This is a genomic window from Streptomyces sp. NPDC002853 (assembly GCF_053591915.1).
This window is the reverse complement of record NZ_JBSFUS010000005.1, coordinates 122,429-142,051: the sequence shown is the minus strand read 5'-3', so window position 1 is coordinate 142,051 and position 19,623 is coordinate 122,429. Positions and strand designations below refer to the sequence as shown.

The window sequence follows — 19,623 nt, the reverse complement described above, 5'->3', positions numbered from 1 at the left end:
GTCCGGAGCGGGTACCGGGTGTCAGCCGGAGCGGGCGCCCGGTGTCACAGCGCCGCGGCGAGCTCCGTGCCCTGCTTGATGGCGCGCTTGGCGTCCAGTTCGGCGGCCACGTCCGCGCCCCCGATGAGGTGCGCGCTGTGCCCGCCGGCGAGCAGCTCCTCGTAGAGGTCGCGGCGCGGGTCCTGGCCGGAGCAGAGGACGACCGTGTCCACGGGGATGACCGTGGACTGCCCGTCGACCGTGATGTGCAGGCCCGCGTCGTCGATGAGGTCGTAGCTCACGCCCGCGACCATCGTGACGCCGCGGTGGCGCAGCTCGGTGCGGTGGATCCAGCCCGTGGTCTTGCCGAGGCCCTGGCCGACCTTGGAGGCCTTGCGCTGCAGGAGGTGGACCGAGCGCGGCGGGGTGGGACGGTCGGGCGCGGTCAGGCCGCCGCGGTCCTTGTAGTCCATGTCGACGCCCCACTGACGGAAGTACGTCGCCGGGTCGAGGCTGGCCTTGTCGCCGCTGTCGGTGAGGTACTCGGCCACGTCGAACCCGATGCCGCCCGCACCGATGATCGCGACGCGCTCCCCCACGGGCGCGCTGTCGCGCAGCACGTCGAGGTAGCCGACCACGCTGGGGTGGTCGATGCCGGGGATCTCGGGGGTGCGCGGGGTGACTCCGGTGGCGATGACGACCTCGTCGTAGGCCGCCTTCGCGAGACTGTCCGCGGTGGCGCGGGTATTCAACTGAACGTCCACGCCGTGCAGTTCGAGCTGGGTGCGGAAGTAGCGCAGGGTCTCGTCGAACTCTTCCTTGCCGGGCACCTTGCGGGCGACGTTGAGCTGGCCGCCGATCTCGGACGCCGCGTCGATGAGCGTGACGTCGTGGCCGCGCTCGGCCGCCGACACCGCGAAGGCGAGTCCGGCCGGGCCCGCGCCGACGACCGCGACGCGCTTCTTGGTGCGGGTCGGCGCGAGGACGAGCTCGGTCTCGTGGCAGGCGCGCGGGTTCACCAGGCAGGAGGTGATCTGCAGGTTGAAGGTGTGGTCCAGGCAGGCCTGGTTGCAGCCGATGCAGGTGTTGATGGCGTCGGACCGCTCGGCCTTCGCCTTGGCGACGAAGTCCGGGTCGGCGAGCAGCGGGCGGGCCAGGGAGACCATGTCGGCGGCGCCGTCGGCGAGCAACTGCTCGGCGATCTCGGGGGTGTTGATGCGGTTGGTGGTGACGAGCGGCACGGAGACCTGGCCCATGACCTTCTTCGTGACGAAGGTGTACGCGCCGCGCGGCACCGACGTGGCGATGGTGGGGATGCGCGCCTCGTGCCAGCCGATGCCGGTGTTGATGATCGTGGCGCCCGCCGCCTCGATCTCCTTGGCCAGGTGGACGACCTCCTCGAGGGTCGAGCCGCCGGGGACGAGGTCCAGCATGGAGAGGCGGTAGATGATGATGAAGTCCGCGCCGACACGCTCGCGTATGCGCCGGACGATCTCGACGGGGAAACGGATGCGGTTCTCGTAGGCGCCACCCCAGCGGTCATCGCGCTGGTTGGTGGGGGCGGCGATGAACTCGTTGATCAGGTAGCCCTCGGAGCCCATGACCTCGACGCCGTCGTAACCCGCGAGCTTGGCGAGCTCGGCGGCGCGCACGAAGTCCTCGACGGTCTGCTCGACCTCCGCGTCCTCAAGGGCGCGCGGCACGAAGGGGCTGATCGGCGCCTTGATCGCGCTCGGCGCGACGAGGCCCTCGTGATAGGCGTACCGCCCGAAGTGCAGGATCTGCATGGCGATCTTGCCGCCCTCGGCGTGCACGGCGGCCGTGATGCCCGCGTGCTCCTCGGCCTCCGCCTCGGTGGTCAGCTTGGCGCCGCCGTCCCAGGGGCGGCCGAGCTCGTTCGGGGCGATGCCGCCCGTGACGATGAGGCCGACACCGCCGCGCGCACGGGTCGCGTAGAACTCCGCCATCCGCCGGAAACCGTCCGGCGCCTCTTCCAGGCCCACATGCATGGATCCCATCAGGACCCGGTTGGGCAGGGTGGTGAAGCCCAGGTCCAGCGGGTTCAGCAGGTTCGGGTAGCGGCTCATGCGGGCCCTCCGGCGTACGGGGTGTGTCGTCAGAACAGTTCTAGAGGAAGCCGACCCCTTGTGCAACTAGTTGCATAAAGACGTGGCGGGCGCCACGTCGGCCCGGCGGCACCCGGTGACCGTTTTGCCGCTTTCGCCGGAAGATTCACCGTGCGCAACAGGGGATTGACCATTCAACGAAGCGCTCCTAGAGTCCTCGCACCCCCGCAGGTATATCGATTAACCCCTGGTTGTCATCGCCCTGGTTGGAGACATCCCGCTGTGCGCTCAACGATGAGTCGGCGCGGCTTCCTCGCCGCAGGTTCAGGCCTGGCCGCCGCCACCACCCTGCCCGCCCTCGCCGGCTGTTCCACGCTGGCATCGGCGGATTCCGATCCCGACACGCTCGTGGTGCACAGCCAGCTGGGCACCACCGCTCCGGGCTCACCCACCTACCTGTCCGCCCTGAACACCTTCCGGGACGAGAACCCCGGCCTGAAGGTGAAGAACCTCGTGAACGGCGACGACCTCGCGCAGGTCTACGAGACCTCAAGGCTCGCCCGCAAGGAGCCGGACGTCGTCATGGTGAACCTCTACGACAAGACGCTGGCCTGGACCGATGTCGGGGCGACCGTCGACGTCAAGGGGTACATGGACGACTGGGGGCTGCGAAAGCGCGTCCTGCCCGTCGCCCTCGACGCCTGGACCGACAGCGAGGGCCGCCTCCGCGCCTTCCCGTACTTCGCCACCAACTGGCCGGTCGCGTACAACACCGCGCTGCTCGACAAGGCCGGGGTCGACGCGATCCCGACCACCGGCGACCAGCTGATCTCCGCCGCCCGCAAGCTCCGCGCCAAGGGCATCGCCCCGGTGACCGTCGGCGGCAACGACTGGACGGGCCAGAAGCTCCTCGCCCAGATCATCCAGACCTTCCTCTCCCCCGACGAGGCACGGAAGGTCTTCACGAGCGGCGACTTCAGCGGCAGCAGGGGCGCCCGCGAGGGCATCGAGTACTTCGCCGCGCTGCGCGACGCGGGCGTCTTCGCCGACAAGGCGCAGGGCCTGACGTCCGACACGATGACGACGCAGTTCAACACGGGCGGCGCCGCCATCCAGTCAGCCATGTCGTCGGCGCTCGCCAAGGTCCCGGACCAGATCGCCCGGCACACCGAGGTCGGCGGCTGGCCGCTCGCGCCGGGCGCGGCGCACGACAAGCCGACGATCCTGCGCACCTACACCCTCATCGGCTTCTGGATCAGCCCCAACGGCACGAAGAAGCTGGACGCGGTCGAGAGGTTCCTGCGCTTCATGTACCGCCCCGACACCGTCTCGCGCTTCATCAAGGAGAGCGGTCGCGACATGGCCCTGCGCTCGGACACCCTCAGCACGGACTTCCCGCTGGTCGCCGACGCGCAGAAGCTCGGCAACGACGTCAGCGAGGCCCTGCTGCCCGACGTCTACGTCCCGCCGGCCGCGACGCAGCCCCTGATCACCGCGACCAGTACGGCCTTCACCCGTGGCACGAGTCCCGCCAAGGTGCGCTCCGTGCTCGAAGCCGCGTACCGCACCGCATGAGCCGCCCGCCCGAGCCGCCCGAGCTGTTTTCTGGGAGTCACCCGAGATGAAGACGCCGACAATGTCGACGGTTGTGTCGCCGGGCGGGACCGAGGTCCGCCCCACCCCCTCCGAGCCACCCGTCCGCAAGCGCCGCCAGGAAGGCGGCACGATCCTCGCCGTTCCCGCCCTGGTCTGGTACCTGGTCTTCATGGTCGGGCCGATGATCGCGATCTTCGTGATCGCGGCCCTGCACTGGCCGGGCATGCTGCAGCCCGTCTCCTTCGCCGGGTTCGACAACGTCCGCACGGTCTTCGACGATCCGGTGTTCTGGGACGCCGTGCGCAACACGGCGGTCCAGCTCGCCGTCGCGCTGCCGATCATGATCGTGTGCGCGTACATGCTGGGTTATTACGTGGCGCAGAAACCGCCGGGCCACCGCGTCCTGCGCTACCTCCTCTTCATCCCCGGCCTGATCTCCACCCCGGCCAAGGCGATGGTGTTCTACGCGGCCCTCTCTCCCGACGGCCTGGTCAACGGCGCGCTGAAGTCGGTGGGTCTGGGCTCGGTGACCGACGCCTGGCTCGCCTCTCCCTCGACGGCGCTTGCCTGTCTGATCGTGCTCGACGTCTGGGGCGGCATCGGCTTCACCGCCGTCCTGTTCGCCGCCCGGCTGGGCAGTGTGCCCGAGGAACTGGGCGAGGCGGCGCAGCTGGACGGCGCCGGGCACTGGCGGACGATGTGGCGCGTGCACTTCCCGGTCATCCGCGAGTACGTGGGCGTGGTGACGATGCTCCAGTTCCTCTGGACGTTCTTCGGGTCGGCCCAGCACGTCCTGCTGCTGACGCAGGGCGGGCCCGGCAGCTCGTCGACGACGCTCTCCTTCCTCGTCTACCAGAAGGCGTTCATCGCCGCCGACCTCGGCTACAGCCAGACCGTCGGCGTGATCCTCTTCCTGGTCGGCCTCGTCGGTCTGCTCACCATCCGCCGCGCGTTCCGCCAGAACCACTGACGCCGCACGCCCCCGATTGACCCCCGATTGGAGCCGGTCACCTTGAAGCACGGAAAGTCCTGGCTGCCCGCGCACATCCTGGCGTGGGCGTACGCGGCGCTGCTCGTCGTCCCCCTCTACTACCTGCTCGCCTCCGCCTTCAAGACGAACGAGCAGATCTTCGCCAGCCCCTTCTCCCTGCCCACCTCGCTGTCCTTCGGCAACTTCGGGACGGCCTTCGAGAGCGCCGATCTGGGGCTCGCGGTCGTCAACTCGGCGCTGGTGACGGTCTTTTCGCTCGCTCTGACGCTGGCGCTCGCGATTCCGGCGGCGTTCGCCATCGCCCGCGCGACGGGAGCGCTCGCCGCCTTCGTGGAGAAGGTCTTCTCGCTGGGCTTCCTCATCCCGACGTTCGCCGCGCTCTTCCCCACGTTCCTGCTCGCGGCGGCGACCGGTCTGTTCCACACCCGCATGTTCATGGTGCTCTTCCTGCCCGCCACCGCGATGCCGCTGTCCGTCGTCATCCTGGTTCAGTTCATGCGCACCATCCCCAAGGAGATGGAGGAGGCTGCGCGGATGGACGGCGCGTCGACGTTCCAGGTCCTTCGGCACGTCTACACGCCGATGTGTCTGCCCGGCATCGCGACGGTGCTGCTCCTGAACTTCCTGACGTTCTGGAACGAGTACCTGTACTCGCTCGTCATCATCGGCCCCGACCCCTCCCAGCGCACCGTGCAGGTCGCCCTGCCCACCCTGAAGTCCCTGACGGGGACGGATTACGGAGTGCTGACCGCCGGTACGGTACTGACTCTCGTACCGGTATGGGCCGTCTACACGGTGCTGCAGAAGCGGATGCAGCAGGCCCTCGTCAGTGGGGCGGTGAAGATGTGAGCGGGTCGACCACGTCGGGCAGGGACAGCGGCGGGCGTCCGACGATCAAGGCGGTCGCCGCGGCGGCCGGGGTCTCCACGGCCGCCGTCTCGCAGGCCTTCAACGCCAAGGGCCGCCTTTCCGAGGTCACCCGGCGCCGCATCCTGGACGCCGCCGCCGAGCTCGGCTGGTCGCCCAGCGCCACGGCCACGGCACTGCGCAGCGCGCGCACCCGCACGCTCGCCCTCGTCGTGCGCCGCCCCACCGACGTGCTCGGCGCCGACCCGCACTTCAGCGAGCTGATCACCGGCCTGGAGGGCGAACTGGCGCCACGCGGTTACGGCTTGCTCCTTCACCTGGTCACGGACGTGGCCGAGGAGAGCGCGCTGTACGAACGCCTTGCCGCCGAGGGCCGCGTCGACGGCGCCGTCCTGACCGACGCCCGAGCCGACGATCCACGGCCGCCGCTCCTGCGCGGCCTGGGGCTGCCCGCCGTGCTGCTCGGCTCGCCCCACCCGGACGCGCCCGTGCCCACCGTGGGCCTCGGCAACCAGGGCGCGGGCATACACGAGGCCGTCGACCACCTCATGGACCTCGGCCACCGGCGTATCGCCTATGTGTCGGGGCCCGGCGAACTGCTGCACACCGGGCTGCGCCGGGCGGTCTTCGAGGAGACCTTGCTGCTCAAGGGAGTTGAGCCCGCCGCCGTCCTGAGCACCGACTTCTCCGAGGCGGCGGCAGTGGCCGCGACGGATGAACTCCTCGGCATGGCGGAACGCCCCACCGCCGTCATGTACGCCAACGACTCCATGGCCGTGTGCGGCATCGGCGCGGCTCAACGCGCCGGGCTGCGCGTCCCGGACGACCTGTCCGTCATCGGTTACGACAATCTCCCGATCGGCCGCTGGCTGCACCCGCGTCTGACGACCGTCGACCAGCAGGTGCAGCGGGTCGGCGCGGCCGCCGCGCGGGCACTGCTCGCGCAGTGCGGCGAGGACGTGCCGGCCGTCGCGCTCGACGAACGGCCACGGCTCGTCGTCCGCGAGTCGACGGGCCACGCCCCCTGACCGCCGCTTCCGCTCACCTCTCCACCCCCGTACGGAAAGACCTGAGTACCACCATGCGACGCCACAGCGCCCACCTCACCCACGACTCCGCCGTCCTGCCCTGGATCGGCGCCAACTTCTGGTCCCGTACCGGCGGTCCGCTGATGTGGCGGAACTACGACCCGAAGACGGTCCGCGAGGAACTGGCCGTGCTGCGCGAGCACGGCCTGACGATGACCCGCTCGTTCTTCTACTGGCCGGACTTCCACCCCGAACCACACCGGATCGACGAGGAGTTGTGCGACCGCTTCCGTGACTTCCTCGACGCGCACACCGAGTCCGGGATGGGCACGGTGCCCACCTTCATCGTCGGGCACATGTCCGGCGAGAACTGGGACCCGGCATGGCGCGGGGACCGCGACCTGTACGAGGACGTGTGGCTGGTGGGCCGCCAGGCGTGGTTCGTGTCGCAGATGACGCGCCGCTTCAAGGACCATCCGGCCGTCACCGGCTGGCTCATCACCAACGAGATGCCCGGTTACGGCCGTATCTACCAGGTGGACCCGCCCTCCAGCGATGTCGTCACCGCCTGGGCCCAGTTCATGTGTGACGCGGTGCGCGCGGCCGGTGGCACCCAGCCGGTGTCGCTCGGCGACGGCGCGTGGGGCATCGAGGTGACGGGCCGCGACAACGGCTTCTCGCTGCGGGACACGGCCGAGTACGTCGACTTCGTGGGCCCGCACGTCTACCGCTCCGACACGGACCGCGTACGTCAGCACTACCGCGCCGCGTTCGAGTGCGAGCTGGCCGGCGTCACCGAACAACCGGTGATTTTGGAGGAGTTCGGCCTCTCCACGGACACCGTGTCGGCCCAGAACGCGGGCATCTACTACCGCCAGACTCTCCACAACTCCCTCCTCGGCGGCGCGACCGGCTGGATGGCCTGGAACAACACCGACTACGACGACCTGTGGGACCAGTCGCCGTACGACCATCACGCCTTCGAGATGCACTTCGGGATCACGGACAGTACGGGCGCCCCCAAGACACCGCTCCACGAACTTGCCGCGTTCTCCGCCGTGTTGAAGCAGGTCGACTTCGCCCGCTGCCGCCGATCAGACGCGGACGCGGCGCTCGTCGTGCCCGCGTTCCTGGAGCGCGGCTACCCCTACAGCCGCCCTGCCGACCGGCCGCTGATCTTCACCTCCCTGCACCAGGCGTACGTTGCCGCGTGCGGGGCCGATCTCCCGGTGGGGCTTCTGCGCGAGGCGGACGGTCTCCCCGGAGAGGCGGCGCTGTATCTCCTGCCGTCCACCCGGCAGTTGACCACCCGGACGCGGCGCGAACTCGAGCGGCGGGCCCGCGAGGGTGCCACCGTGTATCTGTCGTTCTGCTCCGGCGAGCACCCCGGGACGCGCGGTCCGTGGTTCGACGACCTGGACGGTCTCTTCGGGGTCGAACTCCAGCTCACCTACGGGGTGGCCGAGCCCATCGAGGACGATGTCCTCGAGCTGACCTTCACCGAGGAGTTCGGGGGTATCGCCGCGGGCGAGACCCTGCGCTTCCCGGTCGCCGGCAACGAGGACAGCCGCGCCTATCTGCCGGTCGTCCCGACCGGGGCGCGCGTCGTGGCGAAGGACGCGCACGGCCGCCCGGCGCTCCTCGTCCACGAGACGGGCCGGGGCCGCACGGTCCTGGCCACCTACCCCCTGGAGCACATGGCCGCGCGCACGGCCCGCGTCAACCCCGAGCAGACGCACCGGCTGTACGCGGCGCTGGCCCAGCTCGCGGGCGTGCGGCGGCCGGTCACGGTCGACAGTGCCCACATATCGGCGGACGCCCTGGTGCACGAGGACGGGCGGCGGTTCGTGTGGCTGGTCAGCCAGTCGGACGAGGAGCTGACGGTGCGTCCCGCGGTGGACGGTTCGCTGCACGACCTGGCGACGGGTGAGGCGGTGGAGGAGGTGCGGCTCGCCCCGTTCGGCGTGCGCGTCCTCGAACAGCGATGAGCGGGCCGCTGTACCGGGACCCGGCAGCCCCGGTCGCCGACCGGGTGCGCGACCTGCTCTCCCGGATGACGCTCACCGAGAAGGTGGGCCAGGTCAACCAGCGGATGTATGGCTGGGACGCCTACGAGCGGACGGCCGACGGCCACCGCCTGACGGACGCCTTCCGCGCCGAGGTCGCCGCGTTCGACGGGATGGGCGCGCTGTACGGGCTGCAGCGCGCCGACCCGTGGTCGGGAGTGACCTTCGCGGACGGCATCACGGCGGCGGACGCGGCGCGGGTGGCCGACTCGGTGCAGCGGCACGTCGTGTCCGGCACCCGGCTCGGCATCCCCGTCCTTCTCGTCGAGGAGGTCCCGCACGGCCACCAGGCCCTGGACGGCACGGTCCTGCCGGTGAATCTCGCGGTGGGCGCGACCTGGGACCCGGATCTGTACGAGGCCGCCGCGGCGGGCGCCGCCGCCGAGCTGCGCGCCCGGGGCGGCCATGTCGCCCTGGTCTCCGCGCTCGACCTGGTCCGGGACCCGCGCTGGGGCCGCGCGGAGGAGTGCTTCGGCGAGGACCCGTATCTGGCGGCGCGCTTCACGGGGGCGCTGGTGCGGGGCATGCAGGGTGAGGGCACCTCGTACGCCCCGGACCGGGCGGCCGTCGTGCTCAAGCACTTCGCCGGACAGGGCGCGACGGTCGGCGGCCGCAACAGCGCGGCCACGGAGCTCGGCCCGCGTGAACTCCACGAGATCCACCTGGTCGCGGCGCGGGCGGGAGTACGTGCCGGGGCGGCGGGCGTCATGGCCGCGTACAACGAGTTCGACGGCGTGCCGTGCGCGGCCAACCGCGAGCTGCTCACCGGTCTGCTGCGCGAGCGCTGGGGGTTCACCGGCCTGGTCATGGCCGACGGGTGCGCGCTCGACCGTCTCGTGCGCCTGGCCGGCGATCCGGTCGCCGCGGGCGCGCTCGCCCTGGACGCGGGCACCGACCTGAGTCTGTGGGACGGCTGCTTCCCGCGGCTCGCGGAGGCGGTGGAGCGGGGCCTGGTCTCCGAGGACGCCCTGGATGCGGCGGTCGCCCGTGTCCTGACGCTGAAGTTCCGCCTGGGGCTCTTCGAGCGGCCCTACGTCGGCGGAGAGGCCCGTGAGAGCTCGCCCGCCCTGGATGAAGTGAGCGAGCGCCTGGCGCGCGAGTCCGTCGTCCTGCTGAGCCATGACGGGGCGACGCTCCCCCTGGCGGACCCTCCCCGCGTCGCCGTCATCGGCCCCAACGCCGACTCGCTCCCTCAGCAGCTCGGCGACTACACCGCGCCGCAGCGCCCCGGCACCGGCCTCACCGTCCTCGACGGCATCAGGGCGGTGGCGCCGCCGGAGGTCGACGTGACGTACGCGCGGGGCTGTGAGCTGGTCGGCGACGACCGCTCCGGGATCGCGGAGGCGGTGGCGCTCGCCGCGGGCGCGGATACGGCCGTGCTCGTGCTCGGCGGGTCCAGCGCGCGGGAGGCGGACACGCGCTTCGACAGCAACGGGGCGGCCGTCGTCGTCTCCGGCGGCCCGGTGGGCATGACGTGCGGTGAGGGGGTCGACCTTGCCGAGCTGACTCTGCCGGCCGGGCAGTCGGCGCTGCTCGATGCGGTGGCCGCCACCGGCACACCCGTCGTCGTGGTCCTCGTCCAGGGACGGCCGCATGCCGTGCCGGAGCTGTCCGGGCGGGCCCGTGCCGTCCTCTGCGCCTGGTATCCGGGGCCGTGGGGAGGCCGGGCGGTGGCCGACGTGCTCTTCGGGCGCGCGGAGCCCGTGGGGCGGCTCCCGGTCTCCGTGCCGCGCTCGGCAGCCCAGTTGCCGGTGTTCTACAACGCCAAGGATCACGGCTACCGGGGCTACGTGGACCAGCCCGCCACCGCGCTGCACGCCTTCGGCCACGGCCTCTCGTACACGACCGTCCGGTACGGGGAGCCCCGGCTCTCGCGCGAGCGTGCCCCGGTCACCGATCCGGCGCTCACCTGCTCCGTCGCCGTGACGAACACGGGCCCGCGGTCCGTGCGGGAGACCGTGCAGCTCTATGTGCGCCGCCTCTCGGGGTCCAGCTCCTGGCCGCGCGTCCGTGAGCTGCGCGGCTTCGCGCGCGTGGACCTGGCCCCCGGCGAACGGGCCGAGGTCGCCTTCGTCGTCGCGGCGGATACCCTTGCCTCGCTGGACCGCGCCCTGGAGTTCGTCGTGGAGCCCGGCGAGCTCCTGCTGGAGACCGGACCTTCGGCCGACCGCACGAGTGGCGCCCGTCTGACCCTGACACCCTCATGAGCGCCATGTCCGAATCCCGCCAGCCGGGCGCCCCCGTACCCCGCAGACTTGGGGGTGTCACCGGGGACAGGTCGCCGGGGTAAGAGGGAGCATCTGATGAGCAAGGTCATGACCAAGGCCGTCTACACGACCGTCGAGAGCCCGCTGGGCGAGCTGCTGCTCGTCGGCGAGGAGTCGGCCACCGCGAACGGCGGCACCGCGCTGGCCTCGCTGTCCCTGCCGGGGCAGAAGGGCGGCGTCGCCGTCCAGGACGGGTGGGTGCGTGACGACGAGGCCTTCGCCGTGATCGCCGGGCAGCTGCGCGCGTACTTCGACGGGACGCTGACCCGTTTCGACATCCAGTACGCGAGCGGCGTCGGCACCGACTTCCAGCGGCGGGTCTGGCAGGCCCTCGACTCGCTCCCGTACGGCACGACCACCACGTACGGGAAGCTCGCCGAGCGGCTCGGCCTCTCTCGTGTGGCGGTCCGCGCCCTGGGGACGGCGATCGGGCGCAACCCCCTGCTCGTCGTCCGCCCCTGCCACCGGGTCATCGGCGCCGACGGCTCGCTGACGGGATACGCGGGCGGCCTGGAAGCCAAGCGGCGGCTCCTGGACCTGGAGTCGCAGATCTAGCGTCGATGCCCCAGGCGCTCCGAGAGGTCGCCCGCGCCCTTGGCGGCAAGCTCGGCCAGTTCGTGTTCGCGCTGCTCGCTCCAGCGGATCATCGGCACGGAAATGGAGAGCGCCGCGACGACGTGGCCCGCGCTGTCACGGACCGGGGCTGCCACACAGCTGACGTCCGGGTTCGACTCCCGGTGCTCGGCCGCGACTCCGCGCTCCCGGATGCCGGCGAGCGCGGAGAGCAGCGCGTCCGGCTCCGTGATGCTGTTCTGCGTCATCGCCACCAACTCCCGCCCCGCGAGCCGGGACTCGAGCTCCGCCTGAGGCAGTGAGGCGAGCAGCATCTTGCCGACCGACGTGCAGTGGGCGGGCAGTTTGCGGCCCGCGGCGGAGACCATCCGCACGGCGTGCGTGGAGTCCACCTTGGCGATGTAGATGACGTCCGTGTCCTCCAGGACCGCCACATGGACGGTCTCGTCGCAGGTCTCGGCGACCTCGCGGGCCACCTGCTGGCCCTCCGCCGCCAGGTCGAGCTGCTCGGCGTACCGGCTGCCGAGCTGGTAGGCGCGTACGCCGAGGCGGTAGCGGCCCGTCTGGTCCGGTATCTGGACAAGGTACGAACGGGCGGCGAGGGTGGTGAGCAGTTCGTGCACGGTGGTCCGCGGCAGCCTGAGCCTGCGGGTGACCTCGGGGGCGGACAGTGTCCCGTCGCCCTCCAGGAACAGTTCCAGTATGTCCAGCGCCCTGGTCACCGCGGGAACGAGTCGTCCCATGGTCGGCCTCCCACCCCGTGCGGCCGAAATCGCGTCCACGTCAGCCTTGCAGATGCGTCCGAAACTTCGGTCAACGATCGATATGACGAACACAGGCTAGACACAGCGACGTTCGGCGCGCAACGGCCTGACGGTCACCGGTCCGCCCAAGACCGTTTCGCGCGACCCATTGACACCCTGCCGCCTGCGTGAATACGGTCACGCCAACATTTCGAACGTGTGACGAAATACCGAACAACCAAGGGGCAACTGCCTTGCGTATTACGGGAATCAGCACGCACGTGGTGGGAACGCCGTGGCGCAATCTCACCTACGTCCAGGTCCACACCGACGAAGGCCTCACCGGCGTCGGCGAGACCCGCATGCTCGGCCATACCGACGCACTGGTCGGCTACCTCCACGAGGCGGCGGCCAACCACGTCGTGGGTTCCGATCCGTTCGCGGTCGAGGACCTCGTGCGACGGATGAAGTACGGCGACTACGGCCGGGCCGGCGAGATCGTCATGTCGGGCATCGCCTGTGTGGAGATGGCCTGCTGGGACATCAAGGGCAAGGCGCTCGGCGTGCCGGTCTGGCAGCTTCTGGGCGGCAAGGTCACCGACAAGGTCAAGGCGTACGCGAACGGCTGGTACACCACCGAGCGCACTCCGGAGGCCTACCACAAGGCCGCTCAGGCCGTGATGGAGCGCGGCTACCGCGCCCTGAAGATCGACCCGTTCGGGACCGGGCACTACGAGCTCGACCAGGCGGGCACGTCGTACGCGGTCTCGCTGATCGAGGCGGTGCGGGACGCGATCGGTCCGGACGCCGAGCTGATGCTGGAGATGCACGGCCGGTTCAGCCCGTCCACGGCCGTGCGCCTCGCGCGGGACCTCGCGCCGTTCAAGCCGGCCTGGCTCGAGGAGCCGGTGCCGCCGGAGAACCTCAAGGCGCTTGAGAAGGTCGCCGGCAAGGTGGACATGCCGATCGCCACCGGCGAGCGCATCCACGACCGGATCGAGTTCCGCGAGCTCTTCGAGTCGCAGGCCGCCGACATCATCCAGCCGGACGTCGGCCACATCGGCGGCATCCTGGAGACCCGCAAGCTGGCCGCGACCGCTGAGACGCACTACACGCTGGTCGCGCCGCACAACGTCGGCGGCTCGGTGCTGACGGCGGCATCGCTCCAAGTCGCGGCCTGCACGCCCAACTTCAAGATCCTGGAGCACTTCAACGACTTCGCGGACGCGGAGATCAAGAAGGTCGTCAAGGGCGCTCCGCAGGTGGTCGACGGCTACTTCGAGGTGTCGCACGAGCCGGGCCTCGGCGTCGAGCTCGACACGGACGCGGCAGCCGAGTTCCCGCAGCAGCAGGCGCGGTTCGACCTGTGGGCCGAGGGCTGGGAGAAGCGCGCCCCCAAGGCGGCCGGCGCGTGAGCGGCGACTCACGCGCGATCGTCGTCGACCGGCCGGGCACGCACCGGCTCACGGTCGGCGCGCCACCCGAGCCGGGGCCCGGCGAGGTCCTGGTCCGGGTGGCGGCGGCGGGAATCTGCATGAGTGACCGCGAGGTGTACGACGGTCACCGGGATGCCGCCTACGTGCGCTATCCCGTGATCCCCGGGCACGAGTGGTCCGGCACCGTCGAGGCCACCGGTGAGGGCGTCGACCCGGCGCTCACCGGGCGGAAGGCCGTCGCCGAGGGCTTCCGGGCCTGCGGCACCTGCGAGCGCTGCCGCGAGGGCGAGACGAGCCTGTGCGGCGGCGGATACGCGGAGACCGGCTTCACCGAGCCCGGCGCCTTCGCCGACCACGTGGTCGTACCCGCACGGCTGTTGCACCTCCTGCCCGCCGACGCGGACCTGGCCGCGGCCGCCCTCCTGGAACCCGCCGCGGTGATCGCGGGCGCGGTGCGGACGGGGCGGCCGAGGCCCGGCGAGCGGATCGCGGTGGTCGGTGCGGGCACCCTCGGGATGCTGGCGGTGCAGTTGCTCGCCGCGTCATCGCCCGGCGAACTGGTCGTGATCGACCCGCGGGCCGAGCGCGGCCGCCAGGCCCTTGGCTTCGGGGCGAGCGAGAGCCTGTCGCCCGCCGAAGCCGAGGGGTACCACGGCCGGTTCGACCTAGTGGTGGAGACCGCGGGGGCGCCGAGCACCGCAGCCTCCTCGTGTCTGCTCGCGCGCCGGGGCGGCCGGGTCGTGCTGACCGGCATGTTCACGCCCGGCGCGGTCGGCATCGATCCGGTGCATCTCTCGCTGAGTCAGCTTCAGGTGCGCAGCGTCTTCGGCGCGCCGTCCTCCGCCTGGTCGGACGCGGTCCGCGCGTTCGGGCTCGGACTGCTCGACCCGGCGCCGCTCATCACGCACGAGTTCCCGCTGGAGCAGTTCGGCGAGGCGGTGGCGCTGGTCGGCGGCGGCGACCCGAAGACCGGGAAGGTGCTCCTGCGCCCCTGAGACGTACCCACCGAACCGACCGACGTACGAAATATCGAACCAGCAGTTCCACAGCAGAATTCACCGCGTATGGGAGTCCCGTGACCAGCCCGTCAGCACCCCGCCGCCCCGGCGTCGACGCCCTCGCCCGCATCGGGCACCCCGTACCCGCCGTCGATCCGGCCGACGCGTCCCCGCACACGTTCCCCGACGGTGGTACCTGGCGCACCGAGATCCCCTCCGTCGAGGGGCCGGAGGCGCTGGCCGTCGTCCTCAAGGAGAGCTCGCGGCTCGATGTGCCGATCCACCGGATCAGCCAGGGCAGCGGCATCTGGATGCTCTCCGACGTAGAGATCACCGAGATGGTGGAGGCCTGCGCCGAACGGGACATCGAGCTGTGCCTGTTCACCGGGCCGCGCGGCACCTGGGACATCGGTGCCGCGACCCGCACCGACTCCGGCGGCGCGGGGCTTCGCTCGCGCGGCCATGACGCGCTCGCCGGATGCGTCGAAGACGCCGTACGGGCCACCGAGTTGGGCGTGAAGTGCCTGCTCGTCGCCGACGAGGGCGTGCTGTGGACGCTGCACCGGCTGCGGGTGGCCGGTGTGCTGCCCGCCGACACCACGTTCAAGGTGTCGGCCCTGATCGGCCCGGTCAACCCGGCCTCGTACGCGGTCTACGAGCGGCTCGGCGCGGACTCGCTCAATGTCCCCTCCGACCTCACCCTGGACCACTTCACCGAGATCCGCCGGGCCAGCCGCGCCCCGATGGACCTGTACGTCGAGGCGCCCGACGACCTCGGCGGCTACGTCCGGATGTACGAGGCGGCCGAGCTGATCCGGCGCGGCGCCCCGCTCTACCTCAAGTTCGGCCTGAGCAAGTCCCCCGGCATCTACCCCTACGGTGCCCACCTGCGCGACCACACCCTGGACACCGCCCGCGAGCGGGTCCGCCGTGGCCGTCTCGCCCTCGACCTGCTCGCCCGGCACGGCGCGGACGGCGGGATGTCTCCGCTCGGCTCACGCCTGCCCGGCGAGCTCCAGCGCTTCCCCGTCCCGGAAGGGGACTGATCCATGAGAACCCGCATATCCCGCATGCGGCTCACCGCCGCAGTGGCCACCGCCGTACTCCTCGGCTCGCTGACCGCCTGCGGCCAGGAGGCCAAGGGCGGCAGCCGCTACCAGCCGGACGAGGGCAAGGGCAGCACCATCGGTCTCGCGATGCCCACCAAGTCCTCCGAGCGGTGGATAGCCGACGGCAACAACATGGCCGAGCAGTTCGAGAAGGCCGGCTACAAGACCGATCTGCAGTACGGCGACGACAAGGTCGAGAACCAGATCGCCCAGCTGGAGAACATGATCACCAAGGGGCGCAGTCTCCTGGTGGTCGCCGCCATCGACGGCTCCGCGCTCACCGAGGTCCTGCAGCGCGCGGCAGACGCGAACATCCCCGTGATCTCGTACGACCGACTCATCCTCGGCACGGAGAACGTCGACTACTACGCGTCGTTCGACAACGAGCGCGTCGGCCGCCTGGAGGCCCAGTACATCGTCGACAAGCTGAAGCTGGGCAAGCCCGAGAAGGGCGGCGACGCGAAGAACATCGAGCTGTTCGCGGGCTCGCCGGACGACAACAACACCAAGTACTTCTGGAACGGCGCCATGAAGGTGCTGGAGCCGTACTTCAAGAGCGGCCAGCTCACCGTGCGCAGCAAGCAGACGAAGATGAACCAGGCCACCACGCTGCGCTGGGACGGCGGCACAGCGCAAAAGCGCATGGACGACCTGATCAGCAAGAACTACGGCTCCGCGAAGGTCGACGCGGTCCTCTCGCCGTACGACGGGATCTCGATCGGGATCATCTCCGCGCTGAAGAGCGCGGGCTACGGCTCCAAGAGCCAGCCCCTGCCGGTCATCACCGGGCAGGACGCGGAACTCGCGTCGGTGAAGTCCATCATCCGCGGCGAGCAGACGCAGACGGTGTTCAAGGACACCCGCAAGCTGGCCGCGCAGACGGTGGCCATGGGGGATGCGGTCCTGAACGACAAGAAGCCCAAGGTCAACAACACCAAGGACTACAACAACGGCAAGAAGACCGTGCCGTCCTTCCTCCTCGACCCGGTCAGCATCGACAAGTCCAACACCCAACTCCTGGTCGACGAGGGCTACTTCAAGGCAGGGCAGCTCTCATGAGCGGACCCGGACCGGAGACGCGCGGGCCCGTACTGGAAATGCGCGGCATCACCAAGACGTTCCCCGGCGTCAAGGCGCTCTCCGACGTGAATCTGACCGTGGGCGCCGGGGAGATCCACGCGATCTGCGGCGAGAACGGCGCGGGCAAGTCGACGCTGGTGAAGGTCCTCAGCGGCGTTCACGAGCACGGCAGTTACGACGGCGAGATCCACTTCGAGGGCCGGCGGATGACCTTCAAGGACATCCGCGCCAGCGAGAAGCACGGCATCGTGATCATCCATCAGGAGCTGGCGCTCGTCCCGTACCTGTCCATCGCCGAGAACATCTTCCTGGGCAACGAACAGAGCACCCGGGGCTTCATCGACTGGAACGACACGCTGCGCAGGGCGAGCGCGCTGCTCAAGCGGGTCGGCCTGAACGAGAAGCCGCAGACCCCGGTCGCCGACATCGGCGTGGGCAAGCAGCAACTGGTGGAGATCGCCAAGGCCCTGTCGAAGGAGGTCAAGCTGCTCATCCTCGACGAGCCGACCGCCGCCCTGAACGACGAGGACAGCGCCAAGCTCCTCGATCTCATCCTGGAACTGCGCGACCAGGGCATCGCCTGCATCATCATCTCGCACAAGCTGAACGAGATCAGGGCCATCACCGACTCCGTGACGATCCTGCGCGACGGACAGACCATCGAGACCCTGACGGTACGTGAGACACCCTCCTCCGAACCGCAGTTGTCGGAGGACCGCATCATCCGCGGCATGGTCGGCCGCGACCTCGACCACCGCTTCCCCGACCGCACGCCCTACGAGGGCGAGGACGCGGGTTCCCTCGCCCTGTCCGTGCAGGGCTGGACGGTGCGGCATCCGGTCGACCACCACCGCAAGGTCGTCGACGACGTGTCCCTGACCGTGCGGCGCGGCGAGATCGTCGGCATCGCGGGCCTGATGGGCGCGGGCCGCACGGAGCTCGCGATGTCCGTCTTCGGGCGCTCCTACGGCTCGTACGTCGCCGGCACGGTTGCCGTCGGCGGGCGCGAGGTCCTGACGAAGAACGTGCCCGCCGCGGTCGACGCGGGGATCGCGTACGTCACCGAGGACCGCAAGCAGTACGGCCTCAACCTCATCGACAACATCAACCGCAACATCTCCCTGGCCTCGCTGCCGGGCATGCGGCGCAAGGACGGCTTCGTCGACGAGCACCACGAGCGCTCGGTCTCCGAGCGCTACCGCAAGTCGATGAACATCAAGGCCCCCACCGTCTTCGAGCAGGTGGGGCGGCTCTCGGGCGGCAACCAGCAGAAAGTCGTCCTGAGCAAGTGGATCCACGCCGACCCCGATGTCCTGATCCTCGACGAACCGACCCGCGGCATCGACATCGGCGCGAAGTACGAGATCTACACCGTCATCGACAAGCTGGCGGCCTCGGGCAAGGCGGTGCTGTTCATCTCCTCCGAACTGCCCGAGCTGCTCGGGATGTGCGACCGGATCTACACGATGGCCGAGGGCCGGCTGACCGGTGAGGTCGACCGCGCGGACGCCACCCAGGAACTCCTGATGCGCCACATGACCAAGAACAGAAGCTGAGGCATCCGCCATGACCACCACGACCACGCCACCACGTGACGCGTCGTCCACGCCGCCCGCCAAGGAGTCCACGCGTGCCCTGCTGCTGCAGAGCGTGCGCTCCAACATGCGCCAGTACGGCATGCTCGTCGCCCTGGCCTTCATCGTCATCCTGTTCCAGATCTGGACCGACGGCACGCTGCTCCTGCCGAACAACGTGTCCAACCTGATCCAGCAGAACGGCTACATCCTCATCCTGGCCATCGGCATGATGATCGTCATCATCGCCGGCCACATCGACCTGTCCGTCGGCTCCCTGGTCGCCTTCGTCGGCGCCATGTCGGCGGTGATGATGGTCAAGCACGACATGCCCTGGGTGCTCGCCCTGGTCCTCTCGCTCCTCATCGGCGCGGTCGCGGGTGCGTGGCAGGGCTTCTTCATCGCCTACGTCGGCATCCCGTCGTTCATCGTGACGCTCGCCGGGATGCTGCTGTTCCGCGGCCTCACGCAGATCGTCCTGGAAGGCCAGTCGCTCTCGCCGTTCCCCGAGGGCTTCCAGAACATCGCCAAGGGCTTCATCCCCGAGATGGGCCCGTACACGCAGTACCACAACCCGACGCTGGTCCTCGGCCTGGTGACGGTCGCGTTCCTGCTCTTCCGCGAATGGCGCAGCCGCAAGCAGCAGCTGGCCTACGACCTCGACGTGATGCCGACGGGCCTGTGGGTGACCAAGCTGGTGGCGATCTCCGCCGCCGTCATCGCCTTCACGCTGACCCTCGCGAGTTTCCACGGCGTGCCGGTGGTGCTGCTCATCATGTGCGGCATCCTCATCGCCCTCGGCTACGTGATGCGCAACGCGGTCGTCGGACGGCACGTGTACGCGCTCGGCGGCAACAAGGCAGCGGCGAAGCTGTCCGGCGTCAAGGACAAGCGCGTCACCTTCCTGATCTTCGTGAACATGGGTGTGCTCGCGGCCCTCGCGGGCTGTGTGTACGCGGCGCGGCTGAACGCGGGCACCCCGCAGGCCGGCCTGAACTTCGAACTCGAGGCGATCGCGGCCGCGTTCATCGGCGGCGCGTCGATGAGCGGCGGCGTCGGCACGGTGATGGGCGCCGTGATCGGTGGTCTGGTGCTCGGTGTCCTCAACAACGGCATGTCCCTGGTGAACATCGGCACCGACTACCAGCAGGTCATCAAGGGGCTCGTGCTGCTGGCCGCGGTCGGCTTCGACGTCTGGAACAAGCGCAAGGTCGGTCGCTAGTCCTCTCCCCAACTCCCCTGTCTGGAGA

At 70.1% G+C, this 19,623-nt stretch carries 15 protein-coding genes; 13 read left to right on the top strand and 2 right to left on the bottom strand.

The annotated features are described in order from the left end of the window. Positions 1–44 precede the first annotated feature (44 nt). Complete coding sequence (locus ACWD02_RS14915) at positions 45–2,066, bottom strand: oxidoreductase (RefSeq protein ID WP_451209558.1); 2,022 nt, start codon at positions 2,064–2,066, stop codon at positions 45–47. A gap of 261 nt (positions 2,067–2,327) precedes the next feature. Here ACWD02_RS14915 and ACWD02_RS14910 point away from each other — a divergent pair, with 261 nt between their 5' ends. From ACWD02_RS14910 to ACWD02_RS14880, 7 genes are all read left to right on the top strand, one after another. Next, complete coding sequence (locus ACWD02_RS14910; protein ID WP_451209555.1) at positions 2,328–3,620, top strand: ABC transporter substrate-binding protein; 1,293 nt, start codon at positions 2,328–2,330, stop codon at positions 3,618–3,620. A 61-nt stretch (positions 3,621–3,681) separates the two neighbouring features. Further along, on the top strand, positions 3,682–4,611 hold the full coding sequence (locus ACWD02_RS14905) for a carbohydrate ABC transporter permease (RefSeq protein WP_451210773.1): 930 nt from the start codon (positions 3,682–3,684) through the stop codon (positions 4,609–4,611). A gap of 42 nt (positions 4,612–4,653) precedes the next feature. Next, positions 4,654–5,481: a carbohydrate ABC transporter permease gene (locus ACWD02_RS14900; RefSeq protein WP_451209551.1), complete on the top strand. Its 828-nt coding sequence runs from the start codon at positions 4,654–4,656 to the stop codon at positions 5,479–5,481. Next, positions 5,478–6,527: a LacI family DNA-binding transcriptional regulator gene (locus ACWD02_RS14895; protein WP_451209549.1), complete on the top strand. Its 1,050-nt coding sequence runs from the start codon at positions 5,478–5,480 to the stop codon at positions 6,525–6,527. The genes ACWD02_RS14900 and ACWD02_RS14895 overlap by 4 nt, the downstream gene beginning before the upstream one ends. A 53-nt stretch (positions 6,528–6,580) precedes the next feature. After that, on the top strand, positions 6,581–8,515 hold the full coding sequence (locus tag ACWD02_RS14890) for a glycoside hydrolase 5 family protein (protein WP_451209547.1): 1,935 nt from the start codon (positions 6,581–6,583) through the stop codon (positions 8,513–8,515). Next, positions 8,512–10,800, top strand: coding sequence for a glycoside hydrolase family 3 N-terminal domain-containing protein (locus ACWD02_RS14885; protein ID WP_451209544.1), 2,289 nt, complete (start codon positions 8,512–8,514; stop codon positions 10,798–10,800). Before ACWD02_RS14890 ends, ACWD02_RS14885 begins: the two co-directional genes overlap by 4 nt. Positions 10,801–10,896: 96 nt before the next feature. Beyond that, the gene (locus ACWD02_RS14880; protein WP_451209541.1) at positions 10,897–11,415 is read left to right on the top strand and encodes a methylated-DNA--[protein]-cysteine S-methyltransferase; all 519 of its coding nucleotides are present in this window, start codon (positions 10,897–10,899) and stop codon (positions 11,413–11,415) included. Here the strand turns inward: ACWD02_RS14880 and ACWD02_RS14875 are convergent. After that, positions 11,412–12,176 carry an IclR family transcriptional regulator gene (locus ACWD02_RS14875; protein WP_451209538.1) on the bottom strand — a complete coding sequence of 255 codons (765 nt, stop codon included), beginning with the start codon at positions 12,174–12,176 and terminating at the stop codon, positions 11,412–11,414. The genes ACWD02_RS14880 and ACWD02_RS14875 overlap by 4 nt on opposite strands. 254 nt (positions 12,177–12,430) lie before the next feature. On the opposite strand from ACWD02_RS14875, the gene ACWD02_RS14870 reads away from it, so the two are divergent. The 6 genes from ACWD02_RS14870 (at position 12,431) to mmsB (ending at position 19,595) form a co-directional block, all read left to right on the top strand. Next, positions 12,431–13,591, top strand: coding sequence for a mandelate racemase/muconate lactonizing enzyme family protein (locus ACWD02_RS14870; RefSeq protein ID WP_451209536.1), 1,161 nt, complete (start codon positions 12,431–12,433; stop codon positions 13,589–13,591). Beyond that, on the top strand, positions 13,588–14,607 hold the full coding sequence (locus tag ACWD02_RS14865; RefSeq protein WP_451209534.1) for a zinc-dependent alcohol dehydrogenase: 1,020 nt from the start codon (positions 13,588–13,590) through the stop codon (positions 14,605–14,607). The genes ACWD02_RS14870 and ACWD02_RS14865 overlap by 4 nt, the downstream gene beginning before the upstream one ends. Before the next feature lie 80 nt (positions 14,608–14,687). Beyond that, the gene (locus ACWD02_RS14860) at positions 14,688–15,656 is read left to right on the top strand and encodes a hypothetical protein (RefSeq protein WP_451209531.1); all 969 of its coding nucleotides are present in this window, start codon (positions 14,688–14,690) and stop codon (positions 15,654–15,656) included. Positions 15,657–15,659: 3 nt separating this feature from the next. Beyond that, positions 15,660–16,778, top strand: a complete 1,119-nt coding sequence (gene chvE / locus ACWD02_RS14855) for a multiple monosaccharide ABC transporter substrate-binding protein (RefSeq protein WP_451209528.1) — start codon at positions 15,660–15,662, stop codon at positions 16,776–16,778. Beyond that, positions 16,775–18,355 (top strand): multiple monosaccharide ABC transporter ATP-binding protein, encoded by a 1,581-nt coding sequence (gene mmsA, locus ACWD02_RS14850; protein ID WP_451209525.1) that lies wholly within the window; start codon positions 16,775–16,777, stop codon positions 18,353–18,355. Before chvE ends, mmsA begins: the two co-directional genes overlap by 4 nt. Before the next feature lie 10 nt (positions 18,356–18,365). Then, positions 18,366–19,595 carry a multiple monosaccharide ABC transporter permease gene (mmsB, locus tag ACWD02_RS14845; protein WP_451209522.1) on the top strand — a complete coding sequence of 410 codons (1,230 nt, stop codon included), beginning with the start codon at positions 18,366–18,368 and terminating at the stop codon, positions 19,593–19,595. The last annotated feature ends 28 nt before the right edge of the window (positions 19,596–19,623 follow it).